23 protein-coding genes are annotated in these 24,464 nt (G+C 71.0%); 10 read left to right on the top strand and 13 right to left on the bottom strand.

Annotation, left to right across the window (positions count from 1 at the left end; all coding sequences use genetic code 11):
• Positions 1-90: 90 nt before the first annotated feature.
• From hisF to hisD, 8 genes are read right to left on the bottom strand one after another with little or no spacing between them, the layout of a single operon-like run.
• On the bottom strand, positions 91-846 hold the full coding sequence (gene hisF / locus AB0F56_RS31680; protein WP_362015952.1) for an imidazole glycerol phosphate synthase subunit HisF: 756 nt from the start codon (positions 844-846) through the stop codon (positions 91-93).
• Positions 843-1,241, bottom strand: a complete 399-nt coding sequence (locus AB0F56_RS31675; RefSeq protein WP_362015950.1) for a RidA family protein — start codon at positions 1,239-1,241, stop codon at positions 843-845. The genes hisF and AB0F56_RS31675 overlap by 4 nt, the downstream gene beginning before the upstream one ends.
• Complete coding sequence (gene priA / locus AB0F56_RS31670; protein ID WP_362015948.1) at positions 1,238-1,966, bottom strand: bifunctional 1-(5-phosphoribosyl)-5-((5-phosphoribosylamino)methylideneamino)imidazole-4-carboxamide isomerase/phosphoribosylanthranilate isomerase PriA; 729 nt, start codon at positions 1,964-1,966, stop codon at positions 1,238-1,240. The genes AB0F56_RS31675 and priA overlap by 4 nt, the downstream gene beginning before the upstream one ends.
• On the bottom strand, positions 1,963-2,604 hold the full coding sequence (gene hisH, locus AB0F56_RS31665) for an imidazole glycerol phosphate synthase subunit HisH (RefSeq protein WP_362016044.1): 642 nt from the start codon (positions 2,602-2,604) through the stop codon (positions 1,963-1,965). Before hisH ends, priA begins: the two co-directional genes overlap by 4 nt.
• Before the next feature lie 5 nt (positions 2,605-2,609).
• Positions 2,610-2,777, bottom strand: a complete 168-nt coding sequence (locus AB0F56_RS31660; RefSeq protein WP_362015946.1) for a hypothetical protein — start codon at positions 2,775-2,777, stop codon at positions 2,610-2,612.
• 4 nt (positions 2,778-2,781) lie between these two features.
• The gene (gene hisB / locus AB0F56_RS31655) at positions 2,782-3,375 is read right to left on the bottom strand and encodes an imidazoleglycerol-phosphate dehydratase HisB (protein WP_030205445.1); all 594 of its coding nucleotides are present in this window, start codon (positions 3,373-3,375) and stop codon (positions 2,782-2,784) included.
• Positions 3,372-4,517 (bottom strand): histidinol-phosphate transaminase, encoded by a 1,146-nt coding sequence (locus AB0F56_RS31650; RefSeq protein WP_362015944.1) that lies wholly within the window; start codon positions 4,515-4,517, stop codon positions 3,372-3,374. Before AB0F56_RS31650 ends, hisB begins: the two co-directional genes overlap by 4 nt.
• Complete coding sequence (hisD, locus tag AB0F56_RS31645; protein ID WP_362015943.1) at positions 4,514-5,839, bottom strand: histidinol dehydrogenase; 1,326 nt, start codon at positions 5,837-5,839, stop codon at positions 4,514-4,516. The genes AB0F56_RS31650 and hisD overlap by 4 nt, the downstream gene beginning before the upstream one ends.
• 174 nt (positions 5,840-6,013) lie before the next feature.
• Here hisD and AB0F56_RS31640 point away from each other — a divergent pair, with 174 nt between their 5' ends.
• The 4 genes from AB0F56_RS31640 (at position 6,014) to ybaK (ending at position 10,201) form a co-directional block, all read left to right on the top strand.
• Positions 6,014-7,615, top strand: a complete 1,602-nt coding sequence (locus AB0F56_RS31640) for an oxidoreductase (RefSeq protein ID WP_362015941.1) — start codon at positions 6,014-6,016, stop codon at positions 7,613-7,615.
• A gap of 191 nt (positions 7,616-7,806) precedes the next feature.
• Positions 7,807-8,946, top strand: a complete 1,140-nt coding sequence (locus AB0F56_RS31635; protein WP_362015939.1) for a hypothetical protein — start codon at positions 7,807-7,809, stop codon at positions 8,944-8,946.
• Positions 8,947-8,951: 5 nt separating this feature from the next.
• Positions 8,952-9,689 (top strand): LON peptidase substrate-binding domain-containing protein, encoded by a 738-nt coding sequence (locus AB0F56_RS31630; RefSeq protein ID WP_362015937.1) that lies wholly within the window; start codon positions 8,952-8,954, stop codon positions 9,687-9,689.
• 14 nt (positions 9,690-9,703) lie between these two features.
• Entirely contained in the window at positions 9,704-10,201 is a 498-nt protein-coding gene (ybaK, locus tag AB0F56_RS31625; protein ID WP_362015935.1) for a Cys-tRNA(Pro) deacylase, read from the top strand.
• A 13-nt stretch (positions 10,202-10,214) separates the two neighbouring features.
• On the opposite strand, the gene AB0F56_RS31620 is transcribed toward ybaK, so the two are convergent.
• From AB0F56_RS31620 to AB0F56_RS31605, 4 genes are all read right to left on the bottom strand, one after another.
• The gene (locus AB0F56_RS31620; RefSeq protein ID WP_362015933.1) at positions 10,215-10,853 is read right to left on the bottom strand and encodes a DUF2567 domain-containing protein; all 639 of its coding nucleotides are present in this window, start codon (positions 10,851-10,853) and stop codon (positions 10,215-10,217) included.
• A 34-nt stretch (positions 10,854-10,887) separates the two neighbouring features.
• On the bottom strand, positions 10,888-11,694 hold the full coding sequence (locus tag AB0F56_RS31615) for an ABC transporter permease (protein ID WP_362016042.1): 807 nt from the start codon (positions 11,692-11,694) through the stop codon (positions 10,888-10,890).
• 64 nt (positions 11,695-11,758) lie between these two features.
• Positions 11,759-12,730, bottom strand: a complete 972-nt coding sequence (locus tag AB0F56_RS31610) for an ABC transporter ATP-binding protein (RefSeq protein ID WP_362016040.1) — start codon at positions 12,728-12,730, stop codon at positions 11,759-11,761.
• Positions 12,731-12,767: 37 nt separating this feature from the next.
• Positions 12,768-14,057 (bottom strand): NYN domain-containing protein, encoded by a 1,290-nt coding sequence (locus tag AB0F56_RS31605; protein ID WP_362015931.1) that lies wholly within the window; start codon positions 14,055-14,057, stop codon positions 12,768-12,770.
• Between the two features lie 246 nt (positions 14,058-14,303).
• Between AB0F56_RS31605 and AB0F56_RS31600 the strand changes: the two genes are divergently transcribed.
• Complete coding sequence (locus tag AB0F56_RS31600; RefSeq protein WP_175439074.1) at positions 14,304-14,477, top strand: hypothetical protein; 174 nt, start codon at positions 14,304-14,306, stop codon at positions 14,475-14,477.
• A gap of 72 nt (positions 14,478-14,549) precedes the next feature.
• On the opposite strand, the gene dnaE is transcribed toward AB0F56_RS31600, so the two are convergent.
• Positions 14,550-18,092 (bottom strand): DNA polymerase III subunit alpha, encoded by a 3,543-nt coding sequence (gene dnaE, locus AB0F56_RS31595; RefSeq protein ID WP_362015929.1) that lies wholly within the window; start codon positions 18,090-18,092, stop codon positions 14,550-14,552.
• A 178-nt stretch (positions 18,093-18,270) separates the two neighbouring features.
• Between dnaE and AB0F56_RS31590 the strand changes: the two genes are divergently transcribed.
• The 5 genes from AB0F56_RS31590 to AB0F56_RS31570 all read left to right on the top strand — a co-directional run bounded on the left by AB0F56_RS31590 (position 18,271) and on the right by AB0F56_RS31570 (position 24,435).
• Positions 18,271-19,596, top strand: coding sequence for a DUF2252 domain-containing protein (locus AB0F56_RS31590; RefSeq protein ID WP_362015927.1), 1,326 nt, complete (start codon positions 18,271-18,273; stop codon positions 19,594-19,596).
• Between the two features lie 129 nt (positions 19,597-19,725).
• Entirely contained in the window at positions 19,726-20,412 is a 687-nt protein-coding gene (locus AB0F56_RS31585; RefSeq protein WP_362015925.1) for a hypothetical protein, read from the top strand.
• Positions 20,413-20,484: 72 nt separating this feature from the next.
• Complete coding sequence (locus AB0F56_RS31580) at positions 20,485-21,297, top strand: DsbA family protein (protein ID WP_362015923.1); 813 nt, start codon at positions 20,485-20,487, stop codon at positions 21,295-21,297.
• A gap of 186 nt (positions 21,298-21,483) precedes the next feature.
• On the top strand, positions 21,484-23,133 hold the full coding sequence (locus AB0F56_RS31575) for an alkaline phosphatase D family protein (RefSeq protein WP_362015921.1): 1,650 nt from the start codon (positions 21,484-21,486) through the stop codon (positions 23,131-23,133).
• A 357-nt stretch (positions 23,134-23,490) separates the two neighbouring features.
• Positions 23,491-24,435, top strand: coding sequence for a zinc metalloprotease (locus AB0F56_RS31570; RefSeq protein WP_362015919.1), 945 nt, complete (start codon positions 23,491-23,493; stop codon positions 24,433-24,435).
• Positions 24,436-24,464 lie beyond the last annotated feature (29 nt).

Raw genomic sequence — 24,464 nt, 5'->3', positions numbered from 1 at the left:
CTGCGTGTCTCGTCCTGCGCATCCGACGGCATCCGGCAAAGAGAAAGGCCCCCGCCGGACGAACCGGCAGGGGCCCACGCCTGAGACGACTCAGCGGACCGGGTGGCCCGCCTCCCGCAGCGCGCCCTTGACCTCGGAGATCCGCAGGTCGCCGAAGTGGAAGACCGACGCGGCGAGCACCGCGTCCGCGCCCGCCTCGATGGCCGGCGGGAAGTCGGCCAGCCTGCCCGCACCGCCCGACGCGATCACCGGCACGGTCACGTGCTTGCGCACGGCCGCGATCATCTCCGTGTCGTAGCCGTCCTTCGTACCGTCCGCGTCCATCGAGTTGAGCAGGATCTCGCCCGCTCCCAGCTCGGCGGCCCGGTGGGCCCACTCGACGGCGTCGATGCCGGTGCCCTGGCGGCCGCCGTGCGTCGTCACCTCGAAGGAGCCCGATGCCGTGCGGCGGGCGTCCACCGAAAGCACGAGCACCTGGCGGCCGAAGCGCTCCGCGATCTCTCGGATCAGCTCGGGCCGGGCGATGGCCGCCGTGTTGACGCCGACCTTGTCGGCACCGGCGCGCAGCAGCTTGTCGACGTCCTCCGCCGAGCGCACCCCGCCGCCCACCGTCAGCGGGATGAAGACCTGCTCGGCGGTGCGGCGCACCACGTCGTAGGTCGTCTCCCGGTTGCCGGAGGAGGCGGTGATGTCGAGGAAGGTCAGCTCGTCGGCGCCCTCGGCGTCGTACAGCTTCGCCATCTCGACGGGGTCGCCCGCGTCCCGCAGGTTCTGGAAGTTGACGCCCTTGACGACCCGGCCGTTGTCCACGTCCAGGCAGGGGATCACCCGTACGGCGAGAGTCATGACGCCTCACTCCTGTACGCCTCGACCTCGACCTCGACGACCAGACTCGGGTCGACGAAGCCGGACACGATGATCATCGAGGCGGCCGGGCGGACGGCGTCGAACAGCTCCTTGTGGGCGCGGCCGACCTCGTCCACGTCCCGTGCGTGGGTGATGTACATCCGGGTCCGTACGACGTCCTGCGGGCCGAGGCCGAGCTTCTTCAGGGCGTCGAAGGCCACGTTGAAGGAGTTGATCGCCTGCTCGTACGGGCCTCCGCCGGCGATCTGGCCGCCGATCACCGACGTACAGCCGGCGACGAGGACCAGGCCGTTCGGCAGCTCCACCGCGCGGGAGTAGCCGAACTGCTCCTCCCAGGGCGCGCCGGTGACGACCTTCTTCACGCCGTCGGTCATACGGCAGCCACCGCCTCCAGCGCCTCTTCCAGGGTGAACGCCTTGGCGTACAGCGCCTTGCCGACGATCGCGCCCTCGACGCCCAGCGGCACGAGGCCGGACAGGGCGCGCAGGTCGTCCAGGGACGACACGCCGCCGGAGGCGACGACGGGCTTGTCGGTGGCCGCGCAGACGTTCTTCAGGAGCTCCAGGTTGGGGCCCTGCAGGGTGCCGTCCTTGGCGATGTCGGTGACGACGTAACGGGAGCAGCCCTCGGAGTCGAGGCGGGCGAGCGTCTCGTAGAGGTCGCCGCCGTCGCGGGTCCAGCCCCGGCCGCGGAGCGTGGTGCCGCGCACGTCGAGGCCGACGGCGATCTGGTCGCCGTGCTCGGCGATGACCTTGGCGACCCACTCGGGCGTCTCCAGGGCGGCGGTGCCCAGGTTGACGCGGGTGCAGCCGGTGGCGAGGGCGGCGGCGAGCGAGGCGTCGTCGCGGATGCCGCCGGAGAGCTCGACCTTGATGTCCATGGCCTTGGCGACCTCGGCGATCAGCTCGCGGTTGTCGCCGGTGCCGAAGGCGGCGTCCAGGTCGACCAGGTGCAGCCACTCGGCGCCGGAGCGCTGCCACGCGAGGGCGGCCTCGAGCGGGGAGCCGTAGGAGGTCTCCGTACCGGACTCGCCGTGCACGAGACGGACGGCCTGGCCGTCACGGACGTCGACGGCGGGAAGGAGTTCGAGCTTGCTCACAGCGTTCCGATCCAGTTCTTCAGCAGCTGGGCTCCGGCGTCGCCGGACTTCTCGGGGTGGAACTGGGTCGCCCACAGCGCGCCGTTCTCGACGGCGGCGACGAAGGTCTCGCCGTGGGTGGCCCAGGTGACCTTGGGGGCCCGCATGTTCGGGTTGCCGACCTCCAGGGTCCACTCCCGCACTCCGTAGGAGTGCACGAAGTAGAACCGGGCGTCGGCGTCGAGGCCCGCGAACAGCTCGCTGTCCTCGGGCGCGTCGACGGTGTTCCAGCCCATGTGGGGCACGATCGGGGCCTTCAGCGGCTCGACCGTACCGGGCCATTCGTCCAGACCCTCGGTCTCCACGCCGTGCTCGATGCCACGGGCGAAGAGGATCTGCATGCCGACGCAGATGCCCATGACGGGGCGTCCGCCGGAGAGCCGACGGTCGACGATCCACTCGCCGCGGGCCTCCTTGAGGCCCTTCATGCAGGCGGAGAAGGCGCCGACACCGGGGACGAGCAGTCCGTCGGCGTTCATCGCCCTGTCGTAGTCGCGGGTGATCTCGACGTCGGCGCCGACATGGGCGAGGGCGCGCTCGGCGGAGCGGACGTTTCCGAAGCCGTAGTCGAAGACGACGACCTTCTTGGACGGGCTCACAGTGCTCACTCCCAGATTCCCTGGATCCGCAGGACGCCCGCGACCAGGCACATCACGGAGGCGACGGCGAGGAGGACGATCACGCCCTTGGGCAGCTGCTGCTTGGAGAAGGAGTACACACCGCCGGCGAGGAAGAGCCCGACGACGATGAGGATGGTGGAGAGGCCGGTCATGGAGTTAGAGCGCGCCCTTCGTGGAAGGCAGGATGCCGGCCGCGCGCGGGTCGCGCTCGGAGGCGTAGCGCAGGGCCCGGGCCAGCGCCTTGAACTGGCACTCCACGATGTGGTGGGCGTTGCGCCCGTACGGCACGTGGATGTGGAGCGCGATCTGGGCCTGCGCGACGAAGGACTCGAAGATGTGCCGGGTCATCGTCGTGTCGTAGGAGCCGATCATCGGCGCCATGTTCTCGGGCTCGGTGTGCACCAGGTAGGGACGGCCGGAGAGGTCGACGGTGACCTGGGCGAGCGACTCGTCCAGGGGGACGGTGCAGTTGCCGAAGCGGTAGATGCCGACCTTGTCGCCGAGCGCCTGCTTGAAGGCGGCGCCGAGGGCGAGGGCGGTGTCCTCGATGGTGTGGTGCGAGTCGATGTGCAGGTCACCGTCGGTCTTGACGGTGAGGTCGAAGAGCCCGTGGCGGCCGAGCTGGTCGAGCATGTGGTCGTAGAAACCCACACCGGTCGACACGTCGACCTTTCCGGTGCCGTCGAGGTCGATCTCGACGACGACGGAGGTCTCCTTGGTGGTGCGCTCGACTCTTCCTACGCGGCTCATGCGCTCTGCTCCTTCGGGGGCGTGGGGGTGTCCCCCACAAAACACTGCAATTCACGGACCGCGTCGAGGAACGCGTCGTTCTCTTCAGGGGTGCCGGCGGTGACCCGCAGCCAGCCCGGTACGCCGTTGTCCCGGACCAGGACGCCCCGGTCGAGGATCTTCTGCCAGGTCTCGTGCGAGCCCGCGGCTCCGTCGAAGCGGCCGAACTGGACGAAGTTGGCGTCGGAATCGGTGACCTCGTAGCCGATCGCGCGCAGCTCGCCGACCAGGCGGTCCCGCTCGGTCTTGAGCTGTTCGACGTACCCGAGGAGCGTATCGGTGTGCTCCAGGGCGGCGAGCGCGGTGGCCTGCGTGACGGCGGACAGGTGGTACGGCAGGCGGACCAGCTGCACGGCGTCGACCACGGCCGGGTGGGCGGCCAGATAGCCGAGGCGAAGCCCGGCGGCGCCGAAGGCCTTGGACATGGTGCGGGAGACGACGAGGTTCGGGCGGCCCTCGATCAGCGGCAGGAGCGAGTCCCGGTGGCTGAACTCGACGTACGCCTCGTCGACGACCACCAGCGAGGGCTTGGCGGCCTGGGCGGCCTCGTAGAGCGCGAGGACCGTCTCGGCCGCGACCGCCGTGCCGGTGGGGTTGTTGGGCGAGGTGATGAAGACGACGTCGGGACGGTTCTCGGCGATCGCCTTCTCGGCCGCCTCGACGTCGATGGTGAAGTCCTCGTTGCGCGGTCCCGAGATCCAGCCCGTGCCGGTGCCGCGCGCGATGAGCGCGTGCATCGAGTACGAGGGCTCGAAGCCGATGGCCGTACGGCCGGGGCCGCCGAAGGTCTGCAACAGCTGCTGGAGGACCTCGTTGGAGCCGTTGGCGGCCCAGACGTTCTCGACGGCGACGGGGTGCTTGCCGGTACGGGTGAGGTAGCGGGCGAGCTCGGTGCGCAGCTCGATCGCGTCCCGGTCGGGGTAGCGGTTGAGGCCGCGGGCGGCCTCGGCGACCCGCTCCGCGATCCGGGCCACCAGGGGCTCGGGCAGCGGGTAGGGGTTCTCGTTGGTGTTCAGCTGGACGGGGACGTCGAGCTGGGGCGCGCCGTACGGGGACTTGCCGCGCAGCTCGTCCCGGATCGGAAGATCGTCAATACCGGTCACTTGCTCTCAGGCACCTTCCATCCGAACCGCGCCTTGAGCGCGGCGCCGTGCGCGGGCAGGTCCTCGGCCTCGGCGAGCGTGACCACGTGGTGGGTGACGTCGGCGAGGGCGTCGCGGGTGTAGTCCACGATGTGGACTCCGCGCAGGAAGGACTGGACGGACAGGCCGGAGGAGTGGCAGGCACAACCGCCGGTGGGCAGCACGTGGTTGGAGCCGGCGCAGTAGTCGCCGAGGGAGACCGGCGCCCAGGGGCCGACGAAGATCGCGCCCGCGTTGCGGACGCGCTCGGCGCGGGCGGCGGCGTCGGCGGTCTGGATCTCCAGGTGCTCGGCGCCGTACGCGTCGACGACCTTGAGGCCGTCCTCCAGGTCGTTGACGAGGACGATCGCGGACTGCTTTCCGGCCAGGGCCGGGACGATCCGGTCGTCGATGTGCTTGGTGGCGGCGACCTGGGTCTTCAGCTCGACCTCGGTGGCGGTGGCCAGTTCCTCGGAGTCGGTGACGAGGACGGCGGCGGCCATCGGGTCGTGCTCGGCCTGGCTGATGAGGTCGGCGGCGACGTGCACGGGGTCGGCGGTGGAGTCCGCGAGGATCGCGATCTCGGTCGGGCCGGCCTCGGCGTCGATGCCGATGCGGCCGGTGAAGTACCGCTTGGCGGCGGCGACCCAGATGTTCCCGGGCCCGGTGACCATGTTGGCGGGGGCGCAGGACTCGGTGCCGTACGCGAACATCGCGACGGCCTGGGCGCCTCCGGCGGCGTACACCTCGTCGACGCCGAGCAGCGCGCACGCGGCGAGGATCGTCGGGTGCGGCAGACCGCCGAACTCCTTCTGCGGCGGGGACGCCAGCGCGACGGACTCGACGCCCGCCTCCTGCGCCGGGACCGCGTTCATGATCACGGAGGAGGGGTAGACGGAGCGGCCGCCGGGCGCGTAGAGACCGACGCGCTGGACGGGGATCCACTTCTCGGTGACCGTGCCGCCGGGCACGACCTGGGTGGTGTGCGTCGAGCGGCGCTGGGCGCGGTGGACGATCCGGGTGCGCCGGATGGACTCCTCCAGGGCCTCACGGACGGCCGGGTCGAGCTGCTCCAGGGCCCGGGCAATCGCCTCGGCGGGCACGCGCACGTGCTCCAGGGTCACACCGTCGAACTTCTCCGCGTACTCGACCAGCGCCGCGTCGCCCCGATGATGGACGTCCTCGCAGATGGGCCGCACCTTCTCCAGGGCGGCTTCCACGTCGAACTCGGCACGGGGCAGCAGGTCGCGCAGTGCGCCACCCTCGGGGAGGGCGTCGCCGCGCAGGTCGATACGAGAGATCACGGGTCAATTCTCGCAGACGCCCCACAAGCGTCGGACGCCCGTATCACTGGCTGATACGAGCCACTCTGGCGTCTTGTCGCCACAGCTGACCGTTAGCGTTCACTCCGTCACTCAGCGGGAAGAACGGCTGTACGAATCCAGGGAAGCGGGTTCGTGGAAAGCGAGGGGGCGGCAGTGACCGAGCCGCACGAGGACGGAATGCCGGACGGGCTGACCGGCCCGGAGCGCGTCATGTGGCGGGCCTTCCGGATCGGCAGGACCTGTGATCTGAGCGAGGGGGACGCGACACGGGACGACCCTTTCGGGGCGCACGTCTGGGGTGAGGAGCGCAGTGTGCGCGCCGAGGTGGTGGCGCTGCTGCTGCTCGACGGCCCGCCGCCGCGCTCCGGGCGGGTCTCGGCGCTCAAGCTGCGGGGCGTGCGGATCACCGGCGTGCTCAATCTGGCCGGCGGGACCGTCGATCCGTACGTGGAGTGGAACCGCTGCCGGTTCGACCAGGAGATCGTGCTGCCGGAGGCCCGGTTCGGCACGGTGCGGATGGTGGAGTGCGCGATCCCCCGGATCGAGGCGGCGCGGCTGCACACCCAGGGCGATCTGCATCTGCCGAGGTGCCGGATCCAGCGCGGCATCCGGCTCACGGACGCGCAGATAGGGACGGATCTGCTGATCAACCAGATCCGGGTGTGGCCGGACCGGCGCGGCCGGGCGATCACGGCGGACGGTCTCGTGGTCGCGCAGGACCTGCAGGCCGAGCTGATCGAGACGTACGGCGAGCTGAGCCTGCGCGGGGCGAAGGTCGGGGTGTCGCTGAGCCTGCGGGGCAGCGTGCTGCGCGGGGCGCAGCAGCGCCGCGCGCTGAACGCGCCGCAGCTGACGGTGGAGCGCTCGCTCTATCTGAACGCGGCGTGGGTGTACGAGGGCACGGGGAACGCCACGGCCACTCCCCCGTACGGCATCGGGTACACCCCGGTGCGCGGGGCGCTGCGCAAGCCGGTGGAGTGCCACGGCGGAGTGCGCCTGGACGACGGGCGGTTCGGGGACGCGGTGGACCTGCACTACGCGCGGTTCGTCCTGGACGGGTCGAAGCGGGAGGAGGTGTCGCTGCGCCGGATAGTGACCCCGGAGCTGCGCTTCAACGGGGAGCAGCCGGAGGAGGGCCGGGTGGTGCTGAACGGCGCCCGGGTGGTGACCCTGATCGACCTCTCCACGAGCTGGCCGGGCCCTGGCGGCCTGTCGATGAACGGCTTCGTCTACGAGAACCTCGTGCCGTACGGCCACTTCCCGCTGGCGCGGCGCCTGGAGTGGGTGGCGGCGGCGACCCCGGAGTACGCGCCGGAGCCGTACGAACGCCTGGCGACGGTGCTGCGCAACAGCGGGGAGGACGCGGACGCCCGGGAGGTGCTGCTCGCCAAGCAGCGCAGACGCCGGGAGACCCTGCCGGTGGCCGGGAAGCTCTGGGGCTATCTCCAGGACTGGACGGTGGCGTACGGCTACCGCCCGGGCCGGGCGGCGCTGTGGATGGCGGTGCTCTGGGCGGCGGGCGCGCTGGCCTTCTCGCGCTACGACCCGGTGCCGCTGAAGGCGGAGGAGTCGCCGAACTGGAGCGCCACGCTGTACGCGCTGGATCTGCTGCTGCCGGTGATCAATCTCGGCCAGGACGGCTACTGGCGCCTGGAGGGCGTGTGGCAGTGGGGTGCGGCGGCGCTCATCCTGCTGGGCTGGGTGCTGGCGACGACGGTGGCGGCGGGGGCGTCGAGGCTGCTGCGGAGAGGGTGAGGCGGGCGGGCCGCGAAAGCGGAGGTGCACTGAGGCCCGTGGGGATAGTGGGGATGGTGTGACGCAGGGGATGGATTGCGCCAACCGTCGCCTCTTTCTTTACGGTGTCTTGACCATCTGGAGGACAACTTTCCCGCCGCTACCAAAGCTTCACAGTCCCCCACTGGCGCCGCTCCCACCTGCGGTTTTCAATGGTCCGCACCATGTCTTTGCTCCGCGCCCTGATCGGCACCGCCCGTCTGGTCCGGCACGCACCGCGGCTCACCGCCGCACTGCCGCCGGACGACGACGTGCTGCTCGACGCACCGGACGAGCGGCTCGCCCCCGCGCTGATCGCGGCCGCGCTCGCCGATCCCGAGCCGGCGGCCAAGCTGCTCGCGACGACCAGGGACGGCGCCGAGTGGGAGGCCAGGGACCGGTACGTGGCCCGGCTCGCCACCTTCGCGTACAGCCGTGACGAGTGGCTGACCCACTGGCTGGAGGCCACCCCGCGCGACCCGGACGCGCTGCTCGTGAAGGCCGAACTCGCGGTGCGCCGGGCCTGGGAGTCGCCGGCCCGTGCGGAGCGGCTGCGCGAACTGGGACCGCTGATCGACGCGGCGGCCGAGGCCTCGCCCCGTGACCCGGTGCCGTGGCGCCTCGCCCTGGACCACGCGCGCGGCACGCACGCCGGGCACGCGGCCTTCGAGTCGCTCTGGGAGCAGGCCGTGCGCCGCTCCCCGCACCACTACGGCTGCCACATCGCCGCGCTCCGCTACCTCTCGGCCCAGTGGTACGGCTCGCACCGCGAGTGCTTCGACTTCGCGGAACAGGCCGCCGAGGACGCCCCGCCCGGCTCGCTCGCCCGGGTGCTCCCGGTCAACGCGGCCTTCGCCCAGTACCTCACGGGCGCCGGCCCGATGCCGGACGACCGGATCGACGCGGCCGCGGACCGGGGCCTCGCGCTGTCGGCGGCGTACCCGGAGGGCGATCCCTGGCCGGCCGAGGTCCGCAACCTGCTGGTGTACGTCCTGGTCCGGCGCGGCCGCTGGGAGGAGGCGTTCGAGGAGTTCCGCAAGATCGGCCCGTACGCGACGTCGTTCCCGTGGGCGCTCGTCGGCGACGACCCGCTGCAGGGCTTCCTGGAGACGAGGGACGCGGTACGGGCGGAGGTGGCTCGGACGATGCCGCTGAGGGAGCCGGGGCGCGGGGGCAACGGGGGCGTCGGCATCTCGCACGGATCGGCCCTCGACAGCAGCCGCGCGACGACCTTCGACCCCGGTCGTGGAACGGGATGGCGGACCGGTCATGGACGGGCCGACCGCGGCGGCCCCGGCGGCCATTACGCTTGACCGCTGTGACCACCGCCAGCCTGCCTCTCTTCCCGCTCAACGCGGTGCTGTTCCCGGGCCTCGTGCTGCCCCTGAACGTGTTCGAGGAGCGGTATCGCGCCATGATGCGCGAGCTGCTCAAGACCGACGAGTCGGAGCCCCGCCGCTTCGCGGTCGTCGCGATCCGCGACGGCCGTGAGGTCGCGCCCACGGCGCCGGGGATGCCGGACCCGACGGCGATGCCGGAGAAGGGGCCCGCGGCGGGCTTCGGCCCGGACCCGATCCAGGCGTTCCACCGGGTCGGCTGCATCGCCGACGCGGCGACGATCCGGGAGCGGGCGAACGGCAGCTTCGAGGTGATGGCCACCGGGACGACCCGGGTGAAGCTGCTGTCGGTCGACGCGAGCGGTCCGTTCCTGGTGGCGGAGGTCGAGGAGATCCCCGAGGAGCAGGGCGACGAGGCGGGCACGCTCGCGGAGGGCGTGCTGCGGGCGTTCCGGAGCTACCAGAAGCGGCTGGCGGGGGCGCGGGAGCGGTCGCTGACGACGAGTGACCTGCCGGACGACCCGTCGGTGGTGTCGTACCTGGTGGCGGCGGCGGCCGTTCTGGACACCCCGGCGAAGCAGCGGCTGCTGCAGGCGCCGGACACGGCGACGCGGCTGCGGGAGGAGCTGACGCTGCTGCGGTCGGAGACGGCGGTGCTGCGGCACCTGCCGTCGCTGCCGGCGGTGGAGCTGACCCGGGCGCCGACGAGCCCGAACTGACGGAGGAGCGCGGAGTGGCGAAGAAGCAGAAGAAGCAGACGGGCGGCACTCCGGCGACGGTGGCCCTGACGGCGGCCGGGGTGGCGTACACCCTCCACTCCTACGACCACGACCCGGCGTCGCCGTCGTACGGCGAGGAGGCGGCGGAGGCGCTCGGCGTCTCGCCCGACCGGGTCTTCAAGACGCTGGTCGCGGACGTCGACGGCGAACTGACGGTCGCCGTCGTCCCGGTCGCCGGCCAGCTGGACCTGAAGGCCCTGGCCTCGGCGGTCGGCGGCAAGCGCGCGACGATGGCCGACCCGACCCTGGCGGAACGCACGACGGGCTACGTCCGAGGCGGCATCTCCCCCCTGGGCCAGCGCAAACGCCTCCGCACGGTCCTGGACGCCTCGGCCTCCACCCACGAGACGATCTGCATCTCGGCAGGCCGCAGAGGCCTGGAAGTAGAACTCACCCCCACGGCCCTGACGACCCTGACCTCAGCAGTCCTGGCCCACATCGGCCGAGGCTAGCGCCCCGCGCCGCCTACGCCGGCGGGCTCGCCTGGTCCTCGGGCCACGTCGGGTCCGGGTCCCTGGGGCCGAAGAGGGCCGTCAGGATCAGGTGGACGATCATGGCCGCCAAGGGCCATGCCAGGAGCGCGCCCGCCCACATCTCCAGCTTCAGGGGCGCGTCGAAGACCACGTTCGGGCCGACCTCCCGCGCGTGGGCGACCACGTCGTGGGTCGGGCCGAAGTACGTGCCCACGCCCCAACCAAGGGCGGAGCCCAGCACCCCGCCCACCGCCAGCGCGAGCACCAGCGCCACGCCACCGCGCCGGTGGATCAGGAAGACGAGCGCCGCCGCCAGCGCACCGAAGCCGAGCGCGATCAGCACGAACGTGCCGTCCGCCCCGACCGCCGACTCCCCCTCGCTGTCCCGCAGGAACACCGCCTTGCCGTCCGAGATCAGCGGAACCCTCGGCGCGAGCCACAGCCACAGCAGCCCCAGGGCCACACCGGCCACCGTCGAGACCGCGGCCACCACGGCGGCCTGCCGCAGCTCGGTGGCCGTGCTCGGGGCCCCGTCGTCCACGGGCAGGGAGGGCGGATACGGCGCCGGCCATCCCACAGCGTCGTGCGGAGGCTCGTGAGGCTGGTGAGGCGGTGTCAGGGGTGCGGTCACCCCGCCATCGTGCCAGGTCCGGAACCCGCCCGCCTCAGCGGACCGCCGCCCGGCGATACGCCCATGTCGCCACCGCGAGCGACACCACCCCGACCACCCCGCACACCGCGAGGTTCAGGCCGACCGCCGCCCAGTCCGGACGCGCGTCGAAGGTCCTGGCCAGCGCCTCCACCCCGTACGTCGACGGCAGCAGGTCCCGCGCCCAGCCGATCGGCACCGGCAACCGTTCCGCCGGCAGCACGCCGAGGAGCAGCGCGGCCGACATGCCCAGCTGCCCGAGCAGCGTCGCGAACTCCTGGCGCGGCGCGAGCAGCCCGAGCGCCGCGCCCAGACCGGCGAGCGCGGCCCCCGCCAGCGGCACGACCGCCGCGAGGATCCAGAGATGGCCGAGCGGCAGCCCGAAGAGCAGGGAGCCGATCACCGCGGTCACCACCGTCCCCGGCACGGTGAAGGACGCGTACGCCCCCGCCGCCCCGAGCACCACGGCCGCCGGCGGCACCGGCAGGGTGGCGTAGTGGTCGAGGCCGCCGGTCGCCCGCAGCTGTCCGAAGTACTGGGCGAGCAGGTTCAGCGCGACGAACGCGACGACGAGCACCGAGGAGCCCGCCACCACGGCGCGCGCCTCCGAGCCGCCGTCGACGACGCCCCGCATCAGGACCATGATCCCGACGGACTGGAACGTCGCCACGAAGAGCAGGGGGATACGGGAGACCCGGGCCCGCGAGAGCTGCGCGCGGTACACGGCGGCGAGCGCGGGCAGCAGCCGGGCGCGCGGCGCGAGCGGCCCGACCGGGCTCACGGCCGACGGCGCGTCGGAGCCAGGGGCCCCGGCCGCCGCCAGGCCCTCGGCCGAAGGGGACGACGACGCTGCCTGTGCGGGCACGATACTCACTCCGTACAGCTCCTCACGCCTTGACCAACCCCTGCGTCTCCCCGCCCAGCGCCAGATACACGTCCTCCAGGCTCGGCGTCGCCAGCGTGAAGTCGTCCAGGGCCGCGAACGCCGCCCCGCCCGTCACCGCGGCGACCGTCGCCCTGGCCTCGTCCGGGGCGAGCCGGAGGGTCCAGCGCCGCCCCGACTCCTGCGCGAGCCCGCGCAGCGCGGCGACCTCGGGCACCTCCAGCGGGGCGCGCTCGCGCCACACCAGGTCGACCCGGACCTCGCCCGCGACGCGCTCCTTGAGCCCGGCCGGGGTGTCGCAGGCGATGACCTTGCCCCGCTCCAGAACGGCGACCCGGTCCAGTACGGTCTCGGCCTCGATCACGTTGTGGGTGACGAGCAGCACGGTGGTGCCGAACTCGGCGCGCCGCCGGTCCACCGCCGACCAGACGGCCCGTCGGGCGACGGGGTCCATCCCGGTGGTGGGCTCGTCGAGGACCAGGACCGGCCGCTCGCCGACGAGCGCGGCCGCGACGCAGGCGAGCCGCCGCTGCCCGCCCGAGAGCTTCCTGAGCGGCCGCCCGGCGAGCTCGGTCAGCCCCAGCTCGGCGAGGACCGCGTCCTTCTCGGCCCGGGCGTCCCGCGCGGAGAGCCCGCGCAGCCGCGCGGTGGTCTCGGCGGCGAGCGAGACCGTCAGCTCGTCGAGCGCGGTGGACTCCTGGCCGAGGTAGGCGAGCAGGCGCGCGGCGCGCTCCGGGTGGCGTACGAGATCGTGGCCGAGCACCTCGACGGTGCCGGAGTCGGGGCGCATCAGCCCGGTCAGCTGGCGGACCAGCGTGGACTTGCCGGCGCCGTTGGGCCCGAGCAGGCCGAAGATCTCACCGCCCCTGACATCGAGGCTGATTCCGTCGGTGGCGCGGATCTCGGGCGTCGCGGGTGTCCCCCGCCGTGCGCGCGCGGCGGGGTACGTCTTGACCAGATCCCGCACCACGCACACCGTACTCACGGGGGGAGAGCCTACGGGGTCCCCCGCCCTACTCCCCAGCGGGGGCGCGTTCCGCGGCGGCCCGGACGTCGATCTCGCGCCAGAAACCGGCCCGGATCGCGTACCGGTCGTGCTCGTCGATCTGGTCGTCCTTGTGGGCGAGCAGGCCGAATCGGGCGGCGTACCGGAGCAGTTCGCCGTCGATGCGGTGCGGGATCCGCGGGTACATGAGGGAGAGCTTCTGGACGTGGCTCTGCTCGGGGAGCCGTTCCATCCAGCGACGGGCGAACACCTGCCCGACCTCGAAGGGGTCGCCGCCGACGGTGGTGATGTCCTCCTCGCGGTCCGCCCAGCGCTGTTCGGCGCTGGTGAGCTGGGCGAGGGTGGGCAGCGATGCGGTCTCGGGCGGCTCGCCGAGGGCAGCGGTGGGGCGGTCGATCCAGCCCTTGTCGGAGGACCAGCGGAGGGTGGCGGCGGGCTGGTGCGCGCCGGGCGCGCCCGGTCCGCCGGGTCCGGCGCCGGGCCCGCGCAGCCCGGCCAGGTCCTTGGGAGTGGGGACGCCCTTCCCGGTGGACGGCGCGGGCACCCCGCCGGCCGCCGGCCCGTCCTCGTCGGACGCGGGCGCCGGGGTCTCGGGGGCGGCGACCCCGTTGTGCCCGGCGGCCGCCGCGGCCGCCGCCTCGGCGGCCCGCTCGGCGGAGGCGGCGAGCGCCGACTCGGGCAGCGGGGCGGAGAGGATCGCGGCGATCTCGGGGCGCGGGGCGGGCGGGGGCGCGCAGATGCCGGTGAGGTCCTTGGCGCGGACGGCCCGGGTGATCCAGGCCCGGTCGAGGACGCGGCGCTCGTCGGCCTCGGCGACGAGGTCCTCGGACTGGTTGTAGTCGCCGTCGGCGGCCTGGACGGCCCAGAGGTGGACGGCGACGCCGTGCTCCTTGGCGGACATCAGGCCGGGCAGCAGGTCGCCGTCGCCGGTCACGAGGACCACGTCGGAGCAGGCCCGGTTCCTGGCCAGCTCGGTCAGCTCGGCGTGCATGGCGGCGTCGACGCCCTTCTGGGCCCAGCGGCCGTCGCTGCGGGTCAGGGCGCCGAGCCGGACGGTCACCCGGGGCATCACGCGGAGCCTGCGGTGTTCGGGCTGGGGCACCCGGTCGGGTGCGCCGTCGAACCAGTAGATGCGCAGCAGGGGCTGCTCGGTGTCGGCCTCGGCCCGTTCTCGGAGGTTCTGGATGAGGGCGGCGTGGTCGACGGTGATCCTGGAGCGGGCCGGTTCCCCGGCGAGAAGGCTCGCGGCGGCGCCCAGCAGATAGCCGGCGTCCACCAGAACGACGCAGCGGTCCACGTGTTCCACCCTCTTTCGGGAACCTCGGGATCGGAAGTTGCTTCGGATTTCCTTCGAGTCTGCCCGAACGTCGGGAGGTTGACGGCCGGAACTGGATCATCGGCGTGGCGAATGTCACTTCGCGGACGCTCGGTGGCCGACCGGTCTACCGATCACTGTCGGTAATGATCCAAAATGCGGCGTTTCACCCCATGTGTGAGTCTGACAGCGGCCCTGGCCCCGAGATCCCTTTGAGGAGGCATCACCATGGCCAAGAATCGCAAGCAGAACCGCAGTCAGCAGCAGTCCTCGCCGGCCGAGCGCGGCGCCCAGCAGGCGCAGCAGTCGTCGATGGAGTCGCAGGCCGAGCAGCGTGCCTCGCAGGTGACTCCCGGCGACATGGCTCGCAAGGGCCGTCAGAAGCGCTTCGGTCACAACTGACCGCGCGTAACCCCGGAAGGGGCGCACCCGTGACGACGGGCGCGCCCCTTCCGCGCGTACAAAAGCTCCCCGCTATCCCGCGAGGCAGGACGGCCCGAGCAGCACCTTCAGGTCGCCGAAGAGCGCCGGATCGGGCTGGACCCGGTGCCGGTCGAGCCGCAGGACGGTCGTGGTGCGGGGGCCCTGGAGCTTGATCCGTACCTCGGTGTTGCCCTTGTGGTGGCCCAGGATCTCGCCCAGTCGGCTGATCATGGGCGGGGTGACCTTGACCGTCGGGATGGTGAGGATGACGGGGGCGTTGGTCCCGGCGTTCGACAGGTCGGGGACCATCAGCTCCATGGCGACGAGCCGGGGCACGTCCTCGCGCTTGTCGAGGCGGCCCTTGACGAAGACGACCGTGTCCTCGACGAGCTGGGTGGAGACCAGCTGGTACGTGGCCGGGAAGAACATGCACTCGATGGAGCCGGCCAGGTCCTCGACGGTGGCGATGGCCCAGGCGTTGCCCTGCTTGGTCATCTTGCGCTGGAGGCCCGAGATGATGCCGCCGATGGTGACGACCGCGCCGTCCGCGTGCTCGCCGCCGGTGAGCTGGGAGATCGCCGCGTCCGTCTTGTCGGAGAGGACGTGCTCGATGCCGAAGAGCGGGTGGTCGGAGACGTAGAGGCCGAGCATCTCGCGCTCCTGGGCGAGCAGGTAGGACTTCTCCCACTCCAGGTCGGAGAACTCCACGTCCAGGCCGAAGCCGGGCTCGTCGCTCGTCTCGTCGCCCATGCCGCCGAAGAGGTCGAACTGTCCCTCGGCCTCCTTGCGCTTGACCGCGACCACGTTGTCGATCATCGGCTCGTGGTGCGCGACCAGGCTCTTGCGGGTGTGGCCCATCTCGTCGAAGGCGCCGGCCTTGATCAGCGACTCGATGGTCCGCTTGTTGCAGACGACGGCCTCGACCTTGTCGAGGAATTCGGGGAACGTCGCGTACTTCCCCTTGGCCTTGCGCGATTTGATGATCGACTCGACGACGTTGGTGCCGACGTTGCGGACGGCGGAGAGGCCGAAGAGGATCACGTCGTCGCCCTGGGCGGCGAAGTTCGACTCCGACTCGTTCACGTTCGGCGGCAGGACCTTGATGCCCATGCGGCGGCACTCGTTCAGATAGACCGCGGACTTGTCCTTGTCGTCCTTGACCGAGGTCAGCAGACCCGCCATGTACTCGGCGGGGTAGTTCGCCTTGAGGTACGCGGTCCAGTAGGAGACCAGGCCGTACGCGGCCGAGTGCGCCTTGTTGAAGGCGTAGCCGGCGAACGGCACCAGGACGTCCCACAGCGCCTGGATGGCCTCGTCGCTGTAGTCCCTCTTCCGGGCGCCCTCCTGGAAGATGGTGAAGTTCTTCGCCAGCTCGTCGGGCTTCTTCTTGCCCATCACGCGACGGAGGATGTCGGCCTCGCCGAGGGAGTACCCGGCGATGATCTGGGCGGCCTTCTGCACCTGCTCCTGGTAGACGATCAGGCCGTAGGTGACCGCGAGCACCTCTTCGAGCGGCTTCTCCAGCTCGGGGTGGATCGGGGTGATCTCCTGCTGCTTGTTCTTGCGCAGCGCGTAGTTCGTGTGCGAGTTCATGCCCATCGGGCCCGGCCGGTACAGGGCGGACACGGCGGAGATGTCTTCGAAGTTGTCGGGCTTCATCAGCCGCAGCAGCGACCGCATGGGTCCGCCGTCGAACTGGAAGACGCCGAGGGTGTCACCGCGCTGGAGCAGTTCGAAGGTCTTCGGGTCGTCCAGGGGCAGGGCCAGCAGGTCGAGGTCGATGCCCTTGTTGGTCTTCACCATCTTGACGGCGTCGTCCATGATCGTGAGGTTCCTGAGGCCCAGGAAGTCCATCTTGATCAGGCCGAGCGACTCGCACTGCGGGTAGTCCCACTGCGTGATCGTCACGCCGTCGGTGTGCCGCACCCAGATCGGGGCGTGGTCGACGATCGGCTCGCTGGACATGATCACGCCGGCCGCGTGCACACCCATCTGCCGGACCAGGCCCTCCACGCCCTTGGCGGTGTCGATGACCTTCTTGACGTCCGGCTCGTTCTCGTACATCGCCCGGATCTCGCCGGCCTCGCTGTAGCGCGGGTGCGAAGGGTCGGTGATGCCGTTGAGGTCGATGCCCTTGCCGAGGACGTCGGCGGGCATGGCCTTGGTGAGCCGGTCGCCCATGGCGTACGGGTAGCCGAGGACGCGGGCGGAGTCCTTGATGGCGTTCTTCGCCTTGATCTTTCCGTACGTGCCGATCATGGCGACCTTGTCGGCGCCGTACTTCTCGGTCACGTACCTGATCACCTCGACGCGCCGACGCTCGTCGAAGTCGATGTCGACATCGGGCATCGAGACGCGCTCGGGGTTGAGGAACCGCTCGAAGATCAGGCCGTGCGGGATGGGGTCGAGGTCGGTGATGCCCATGGCGTACGCGACGATCGAGCCGGCCGCGGAGCCTCGGCCGGGGCCGACGGCGATGCCCTGCTTCTTCGCCCACATGATGAAGTCGGCGACGACCAGGAAGTAGCCCGGGAACCCCATCTGGATGATGACGTCCATCTCGTACTCGGCCTGCTTCTGCCGGTCCTCGGGGACACCTCCGGGGAAGCGGCGGTCCATGCCGCGCCGCACTTCCTCCTTGAACCAGGTGGTGTTGGTGTAGCCCTCTTCCGGGATGTCGAACTTCGGCATGAGGTCGCGCGGCTCGAACATGCCGGAGGTGTCGATCTGCTCGGCGACCAGGAGGGTGTTGCGGCAGCCCTCCTGCCAGGCGTCCGAGGAGTCGATGGCGTACATCTCGTCCGTGGACTTCAGGTAGTAGCCGGTGCCGTCGAAGCGGAAGCGGTCCGGGTCGGAGAGGTTCTTGCCGGTCTGGATGCAGAGCAGGGCGTCGTGCGCGGTCGACTCGTGCGCGTACGTGTAGTGCGAGTCGTTGGTGACCAGCGGCGGGATGCCGAGCTTCTTGCCGATCTCCAGGAGCCCGTCACGGACCCGGCGCTCGATCTCGATGCCGTGGTCCATCAGCTCCAGGAAGTACCGGTCCTTGCCGAAGATGTCCTGGTACTCGGAGGCGGACTTCAGGGCCTCGTCGAACTGGCCGAGGCGCAGCCGGGTCTGCAGCTCTCCGGAGGGGCAGCCGGTGGAGGCGATCAGGCCCTCGGACCACTTTGAGATGGTCTCCTTGTCCATCCGGGGCCACTTCTGGAGCCAGCCCTCGGCGTAGGCGTCGGAGGAGAGCCGGAAGAGGTTGTGCAGTCCGGTGCTGTTCGCCGCCCAGATCGTCTTGTGGGTGTAACCACCGGAGCCGGAGACGTCGTCCCGCTTCTGGTGGGGCTGGCCCCACTGGATCTTCCGCTTGTTCCGCCGGGACTCGGGGGCGACGTACGCCTCGATGCCGATGATCGGCGTGACACCGGCCTTCTTGGCCGAGTGGAAGAAGTCGTACGCCCCGTGGAGGTTGCCGTGGTCGGACATGGCGATATGGGTCATGCCCATCTCGTTGCACGCGTTGAACATGTCCTTGAGCCGCGCGGCACCGTCCAGCAGCGAGTACTGGGTGTGTACGTGAAGGTGCGTGAAGGGCGGCTTGGTCACGGCGAGGAGCCTCCGGAGAACGGGGGATGGCAGGCTGCGAACAGTCTGGGGGAACAGCGTGGAAGTCTACGTCGGCGGACTGACAGTCGGTGGGCACTCGGCGGTACGGTCGCGCGTTGAGAGACAGAGAACGCGTGTACCAATTGTCATGAACAGTCTTGTCACAGGAGGCATCTCGATGTCGGTCCCCCAGCCCACCGCCACGGAGCGCGGTGAGCAGATCCTCACCGTCTTCGACACCGCCTTCGGCGAGCTCCTCGCGGCCGACCCCGCCGCCTTCCGCGTCAAGTTCCGGAAGATGGCCGGCTCCGCCTTCGCCTTCTACCGGGGCACGGCCTGTCTCTTCTACGCGGACCTGGAGGCCGAGCAGCACGGCGGCCCGTACCTGGACGAGCGGACCGGCCGGGTCTGGATCCACGGTGATCTGCACGCGGAGAACTTCGGCACGTACATGGACGCCAACGGCCGCCTGGTCTTCAACGTCAACGACTTCGACGAGGCGTACGTCGGCCCCTTCACCTGGGACCTGAAGCGGCTGGCCGCCTCGCTCGCCCTGATCGGCTACGCGAAGGCGCTCAGTGACGAGCAGATCACGGAGCTGGTACGGATCTACGCCGCCGCCTACCGGGAGCGCATCCACGCCCTGGCGACCGGCGCCAAGGACGACGAGCTGCCGCCCTTCACGCTGGACACGGCCGAGGGCCCGCTCCTGGACGCGCTGCGCGTGGCCCGCTCCCTGACCCGCTTCGGGCTGCTCGACTCGATGACGGAGATCCGCGAGTTCGAGCGGCGCTTCTCCTCCGGCGGCGGCTCCATCGAGCTGGACGCGGCGACCCGCTACAAGGTGCTCGCGGCCTTCGACGGCTATCTGGAGACCCTGCCGGAGTCCTCGCTCGCGCGCCCCGACTCGTACCGGGTCAAGGACGTCGTCGGCCGGCGCGGGATCGGCATCGGCTCGGCCGGCCTCCCGTCGTACAACATCCTCCTGGAGGGCAACAGCGACGCCCTGGAGAACGATGTCGTGATCTACATGAAGCAGGCCCAGACGCCGGCCGTCTCGCGCCACGTGACGGACGCGGCGGTACGGGACTACTTCCAGCACGAGGGCCACCGCACGGTCATCTCGCAGCGGGCGCTGCAGGCGCACGCGGACCCGTGGCTGGGCTGGACGGAGCTGGACGGCTCCGGGCAGCTGGTCGCGGAGGTCTCGCCGTACGCGGTGGACCTGGACTGGTCGGACATCGACGACCCGGAGGAGATCGCGGCGACCGTGGCCGACCTCGGGCGGGCGACGGCGACGATGCACGCGGCGGCCGACGACTCCAGCGGCCACTCCCTGGTCCCGTTCTCCACGGAGCGGGCCATCGACGCGGCGATCGCGGCGGACGAGGAGGGCTTCGCGGACCTGCTCGTCGACTTCGCCCACAGCTACGGGGCACGCGCGCGTGCGGACCACCAGGTCTTCGTGGACCTGTTCCGCAACGGCCGGATCCCGGGCCTCTAGGCCATTCGATCGGGCCTCTAGGCCGTCCGATCCCGGGCCTGCAGGCCGTTCGCAGCCGGCCCCCGAGCAGGCTCACATCGGGGCCTTAAGGACCTCTTACAGGAAGGCATGGCACACTCTCCAGCGACTATGGACATATCAGGGAAGCGGCTCAGGGGGCTGCGGGCGGCGCTCTTCACGGCACTGGTCGTGACGCTGTCCGCCGGTTCCCATGTCCTGCTGTCCCAGGTGCCTCTGCCGCTGCTGACCGTGGGGCTGCTCTCGGCCGGCGTCTTCGCCGTCGCGTACGCGCTGGCCGGCCGGGAGCGCGGCTTCGGCCCGATCGCCGGGCTGCTCGTCCCGCTGGAGCTGGCCGCCGACACGATCTTCACCACCGGCCAGGCGGTCTGTTACGGCCCCGCCGGCGGCCCGGTCGCCGGTTCACTGCGCGCGGTCGGCGTGGATGTGCTCTGCGGCGGCGCCGTCGGCACCCCGCTGCCGGGCGTCGCCGCGCCGGAGAGCGGGACCGCCGCCGCCCTGCTCAGCTCCCCCGCGCCGGCCCTGCCGTGGCTGCTGCTCGCCGCCCATGTGGCGGTCGGGCTGTTCGCGGCGGCCTGGCTGCGGCACGGCGAGCGGGCGCTCGCCCGGCTGATCGGCGCCGTCGCGGCCTTCGCGTTCCGGCCGCTGATGGTCGTCGCCGCGTTCTTCGGCACGCCGCGCGCGGTGTCCGGGCGCGCGGGACGTCCGGTGGACCGGCCCCGCCCGTCCCGTACGCGCCTTCTCGTGCACTCCGTCGGACGGCGCGGACCGCCGCGCTCGGGCTTCGCCCTCGCCTGAGCACCGCAGTCCCCCCTTCCTGCCCTTTCGCCCTTCCGGGCTCGGGCTCTCGACTTCACGGAGATCACGATCATGAGCGCACGCAACAGCCAGTCCAACAAGGCCGCCGCCCGCGAGCGGCTGCGCGTCGAGCGCGAACGTCAGGCCAAGAAGGAGAAGGTGCGCCGCCAGGTGACCGTCGCCGTGTCGGCGGTCGCGGTCCTGGCGGTCGCCGGCGGCGTCGGCTACGCCGTCGTCCAGTCCAACAAGCCGTCGGCATGGGAGGCGGCCAAGGACGCGAAGGTCACCGCGCCCAAGAACACCGAGGGCACGGACGGCACGACGGTGGTCGTCGGCAAGCCGACCGCCAAGAAGACCCTGGAGATCTACGAGGACTCGCGCTGCCCGGTCTGCGCGCAGTTCGAGCAGCAGGTGGGCGCGACCGTCGACAAGGACGTGACGGACGGCAAGTACAAGCTCAAGTACGTCGGCGCCACCTTCATCGACAACTCCGACCAGGGCGAGGGCTCGAAGAACGCCCTCTCCGCCCTGGGCGCGGCCCTGGACGTGAGCCCCGAGGCATTCCTGAAGTACAAGGCGGCGCTCTACTCCACGGAGTTCCACCCGGAGGAGAGCAAGGACGAGTTCGCCAAGGACTCGTACCTGCTGAAGGTCGCGGACTCGGTCCCGGCGCTGAAGGGGAACGCCGAGTTCAAGAAGAACGTGGAGAGCGGCACCTTCGACGCCTGGGCGATGAAGATGTCGGCGGCGTTCGACAAGAGCGGTGTGACGGGCACGCCGACGCTGAAGATGGACGGCAAGACGCTGACCGCCCAGGGCAGCCAGAACCCGCCGCTGACGGTCGACGAGTTCAACGCGGCGCTCACGCCCGCGCTGAAGGGCTAGCCCTTCTCGTCGGGATCATGACGGCTCGGGTCCGTGGGAGGCGCTCCCACGGACCCGCCCGTCCAGGCGGCCCGGGGCCCGATTCATCCGCCATGCCCGGGTCATCCCGACCACTGGGCGACGAGTGCGCGAACTTTCCGGTATTCGTCTGCCCGTTCGCCATACTGGTCAGTAATCTGACTGCCCGTGACCAGTCGACACATATCCCCCGCCCCCACCCGCAGAACCGTCGTGAAGGCCGCCGCTGTCACGGCCGTCGTCACCCCTGCCCTGGTGGGCGCCGCCTCCCCCGCGCTCGCGGGCTCCGAGGCCCCCGCGTTCCAGCACGGTGTCGCCTCCGGCGACCCGCTGCCCGACGGCGTCCTGCTCTGGACGCGCGTCACCCCCACTCCCGACGCCACGCCGGGTTCCGGCAAGGGCCCCGCCGTCACGGTCCGTTGGGAGGTCTCCGAGGACCGCGCCTTCACCCGGACCGCGGCCCAGGGCGCCGCCACCGCGAGCGCCGCGAGCGACCACACGGTGAAGGTGGACGTCCGGGGCCTGCGCCCGGAGACCCCGTACTGGTTCCGCTTCTCCGCCGGCGACACCGTCTCGCCGATCGGCCGCACCAAGACCACCCCCACCGCCGACGCCACCACGCCGGGCGTCCGCTTCGGCGTGGTCTCCTGCTCCAACTGGGAGGCCGGCCACTTCTCCGCCTACCGTCACCTGGCGGCCCGCACGGACCTGGACGCGATCCTCCACCTCGGCGACTACATCTACGAGTACGCGAGCGGCGCCTACCCCACGGCCCCGTACACGGTCCGGCAGCACGAGCCGAAGCACGAGATCGTCTCGCTGGCCGACTACCGGCTCCGGCACGCCACGTACAAGACGGACGCCGACCTCCAGGACCTGCACGCGACGCACCCGATGGTCGCGATCTGGGACGACCACGAGGTCGCCAACGACACCTGGTCGGGCGGCGCGGAGAACCACACGCCGGGCACCGAGGGCGACTGGGCGGCCCGCGTGGCGGCCGCCAAGCAGGCGTACTTCGAGTGGATGCCGGTCCGCGCGTCGACCGAGGGCACGGTCTACCGGCGGCTGCGCTTCGGCAAGCTGGCCGATCTGCACCTGCTCGACCTGCGTTCCTTCCGCTCCCAGCAGTCGTCGGTCGGCAAGGGCGAGGTCGACGACCCGGAGCGTACGATCACCGGCCGCGCCCAGCTGGACTGGCTGAAGTCGGGGCTCGCGGGCTCGGACGCGACCTGGAAGCTGGTCGGCACCTCGGTGATGATCTCGCCGGTCGCCTTCGGCGCGCTCCCGGCCCACCTCCTGGCCCCGCTCGCCGAGCTGCTCGGCCTGCCGAAGGAGGGGCTCGCGGTCAACGTCGACCAGTGGGACGGCTACACGGACGACCGCAAGGAGCTCCTCGCGCACCTGACCCAGCGGTCCATCCGGAACACCGTCTTCCTGACCGGTGACATCCACATGGCGTGGGCCAACGACGTGCCGGTGAAGGCGGCGACGTACCCGCTGTCGCAGTCGGCCGCGACCGAGTTCGTGGTGACCTCGGTGACCTCGGACACCGTCGCCGACCTGCTGCACGTGCCGCCGGGCACGGTCTCGCTCGTGGCGTCCGGCGCCATCAAGGCCGCCAACCGCCATGTGAAGTGGGTGGACATGGACCACCACGGCTACGGCGTGCTCGACGTGACCACCGAGCGGACGCAGATGGACTACTACACGGTCTCCGACCGCACGAAGCCGGACGCCACGACCGCGTGGCAGCGCTCGTACCGGACGAAGACCGGGACGCAGAAGATCGAGCGCGTGTACCAGCCGGTGCGATGAGCTGACCGCATGGTCGATTTTCGGCCATGATCCGTTCTGTTAACGGGAGATCACATCGCCACGACGGGTGGTGAGTTCGGTCGGCCGAATCCGGACACACCACCCGTCGATGCCGCACGCATTGTTTCGTATCCCCGTTCAAACTCCGGAGCGGACCGGAGACTTTCTTCCCGATGCCCCGATATGCGCCATGAATGATTGGGCTTGATCAATGCTCATGAAGCTCTGACATGGACGCGTAATCTCCCCGCCGTGGCGAGGAATCACCTCTCCGCACACCCCCCGCGAGGAGTCACCATGCGTGCTCTTGTCCGTATATCACCGCGTCTGACACGTCGTATGCTCGGCACTGCCGTCATGGCCGGAACCCTGGCCCTGGCCCCGCTCTCGGCCCCCTCGGTCGCCCAGACGCCCACCACCACGAACGCCGCGGCCGGCGCCGAAGAGTGCGACCCGCACGAGGGCGAAGCCCTCTCCGGCGCCCGCAAGGCCCGTGGCGCCGACAAGCACGGCGCCGAGCCCAACGAGGTCACCGCGACCCAGGCCAAGGCCATGGACGCCGACCTCAACGAGAGACTGGCCGCGGCCCGTTCGAACGGGCGCGCCTCCGCCACCGCCGCCGCGGCCGCGGTGACGATCCCGGTCCACTTCCACGTCGTCCACAGCGGTACGGCGGGCAAGCTGACGGCCACGGACATCAACAACCAGCTGGCGGTCCTCAACGCGGCCTACGCCGGCCAGGGCACCGGCAACGTGAACACCAACTTCCAGTTCACGCTGGCCTCGACCGACTACACGGACAACGCGTCCTGGTACAACCTGGCCTCCGGCTCCACCGCCGAGAAGCAGATGAAGCAGACCCTGCGCAAGGGCGGCGCCGGCGCGCTGAACTTCTACACCGCCAAGCTCAGCGGCGGCCTGCTCGGCTGGGCGACCTTCCCGTCCTCGTACGCCTCCAACCCGTCCATGGACGGTGTGGTGGTCCTCGACTCCTCGCTGCCGGGCGGCTCCGCGGCCAACTACAACGAGGGCGACACCGCGACGCACGAGGTCGGCCACTGGATGGGGCTGTACCACACGTTCCAGGGCGGCTGCAACGGAGCCGGTGACTCCGTGAGCGACACCCCGGCCGAGAAGAGCCCGGCGTACGAGTGCCCGACGGGCCGCGACAGCTGCGCCAACAAGGCCGGCCTGGACCCGATCAAGAACTTCATGGACTACACGTACGACTCCTGCATGACCCAGTTCACCCCGGGCCAGGTCACGCGGATGAACGACTTCTGGACGGCGTACCGCGCCTGACCCATCGCCTGACGGCAGAGGGTGTGGCG

This window comes from Streptomyces sp. NPDC026092, assembly GCF_040638605.1.
In the GTDB taxonomy this organism is placed as follows: domain Bacteria; phylum Actinomycetota; class Actinomycetes; order Streptomycetales; family Streptomycetaceae; genus Streptomyces.
Note: the sequence above shows the minus strand (reverse complement) of the source record. Positions and strands in the feature narration are given on the sequence as shown.

What these genes read in the sequence shown, in the direction of transcription:
- hisF (WP_362015952.1), bottom strand. Translation starts at nt 846, where the DNA reads ATGACTCTCGCCGTACGGGTGATCCCCTGCCTGGACGTGGACAACGGC.
- AB0F56_RS31675 (WP_362015950.1), bottom strand. Translation starts at nt 1,241, where the DNA reads ATGACCGACGGCGTGAAGAAGGTCGTCACCGGCGCGCCCTGGGAGGAG.
- AB0F56_RS31660 (WP_362015946.1), bottom strand. Translation starts at nt 2,777, where the DNA reads ATGACCGGCCTCTCCACCATCCTCATCGTCGTCGGGCTCTTCCTCGCC.
- hisB (WP_030205445.1), bottom strand. Translation starts at nt 3,375, where the DNA reads ATGAGCCGCGTAGGAAGAGTCGAGCGCACCACCAAGGAGACCTCCGTC.
- AB0F56_RS31635 (WP_362015939.1), top strand. Translation starts at nt 7,807, where the DNA reads ATGGTCCGCACCATGTCTTTGCTCCGCGCCCTGATCGGCACCGCCCGT.
- AB0F56_RS31600 (WP_175439074.1), top strand. Translation starts at nt 14,304, where the DNA reads ATGGCCAAGAATCGCAAGCAGAACCGCAGTCAGCAGCAGTCCTCGCCG.
- AB0F56_RS31590 (WP_362015927.1), top strand. Translation starts at nt 18,271, where the DNA reads ATGTCGGTCCCCCAGCCCACCGCCACGGAGCGCGGTGAGCAGATCCTC.
- AB0F56_RS31585 (WP_362015925.1), top strand. Translation starts at nt 19,726, where the DNA reads ATGGACATATCAGGGAAGCGGCTCAGGGGGCTGCGGGCGGCGCTCTTC.
- AB0F56_RS31580 (WP_362015923.1), top strand. Translation starts at nt 20,485, where the DNA reads ATGAGCGCACGCAACAGCCAGTCCAACAAGGCCGCCGCCCGCGAGCGG.
- AB0F56_RS31570 (WP_362015919.1), top strand. Translation starts at nt 23,491, where the DNA reads ATGGCCGGAACCCTGGCCCTGGCCCCGCTCTCGGCCCCCTCGGTCGCC.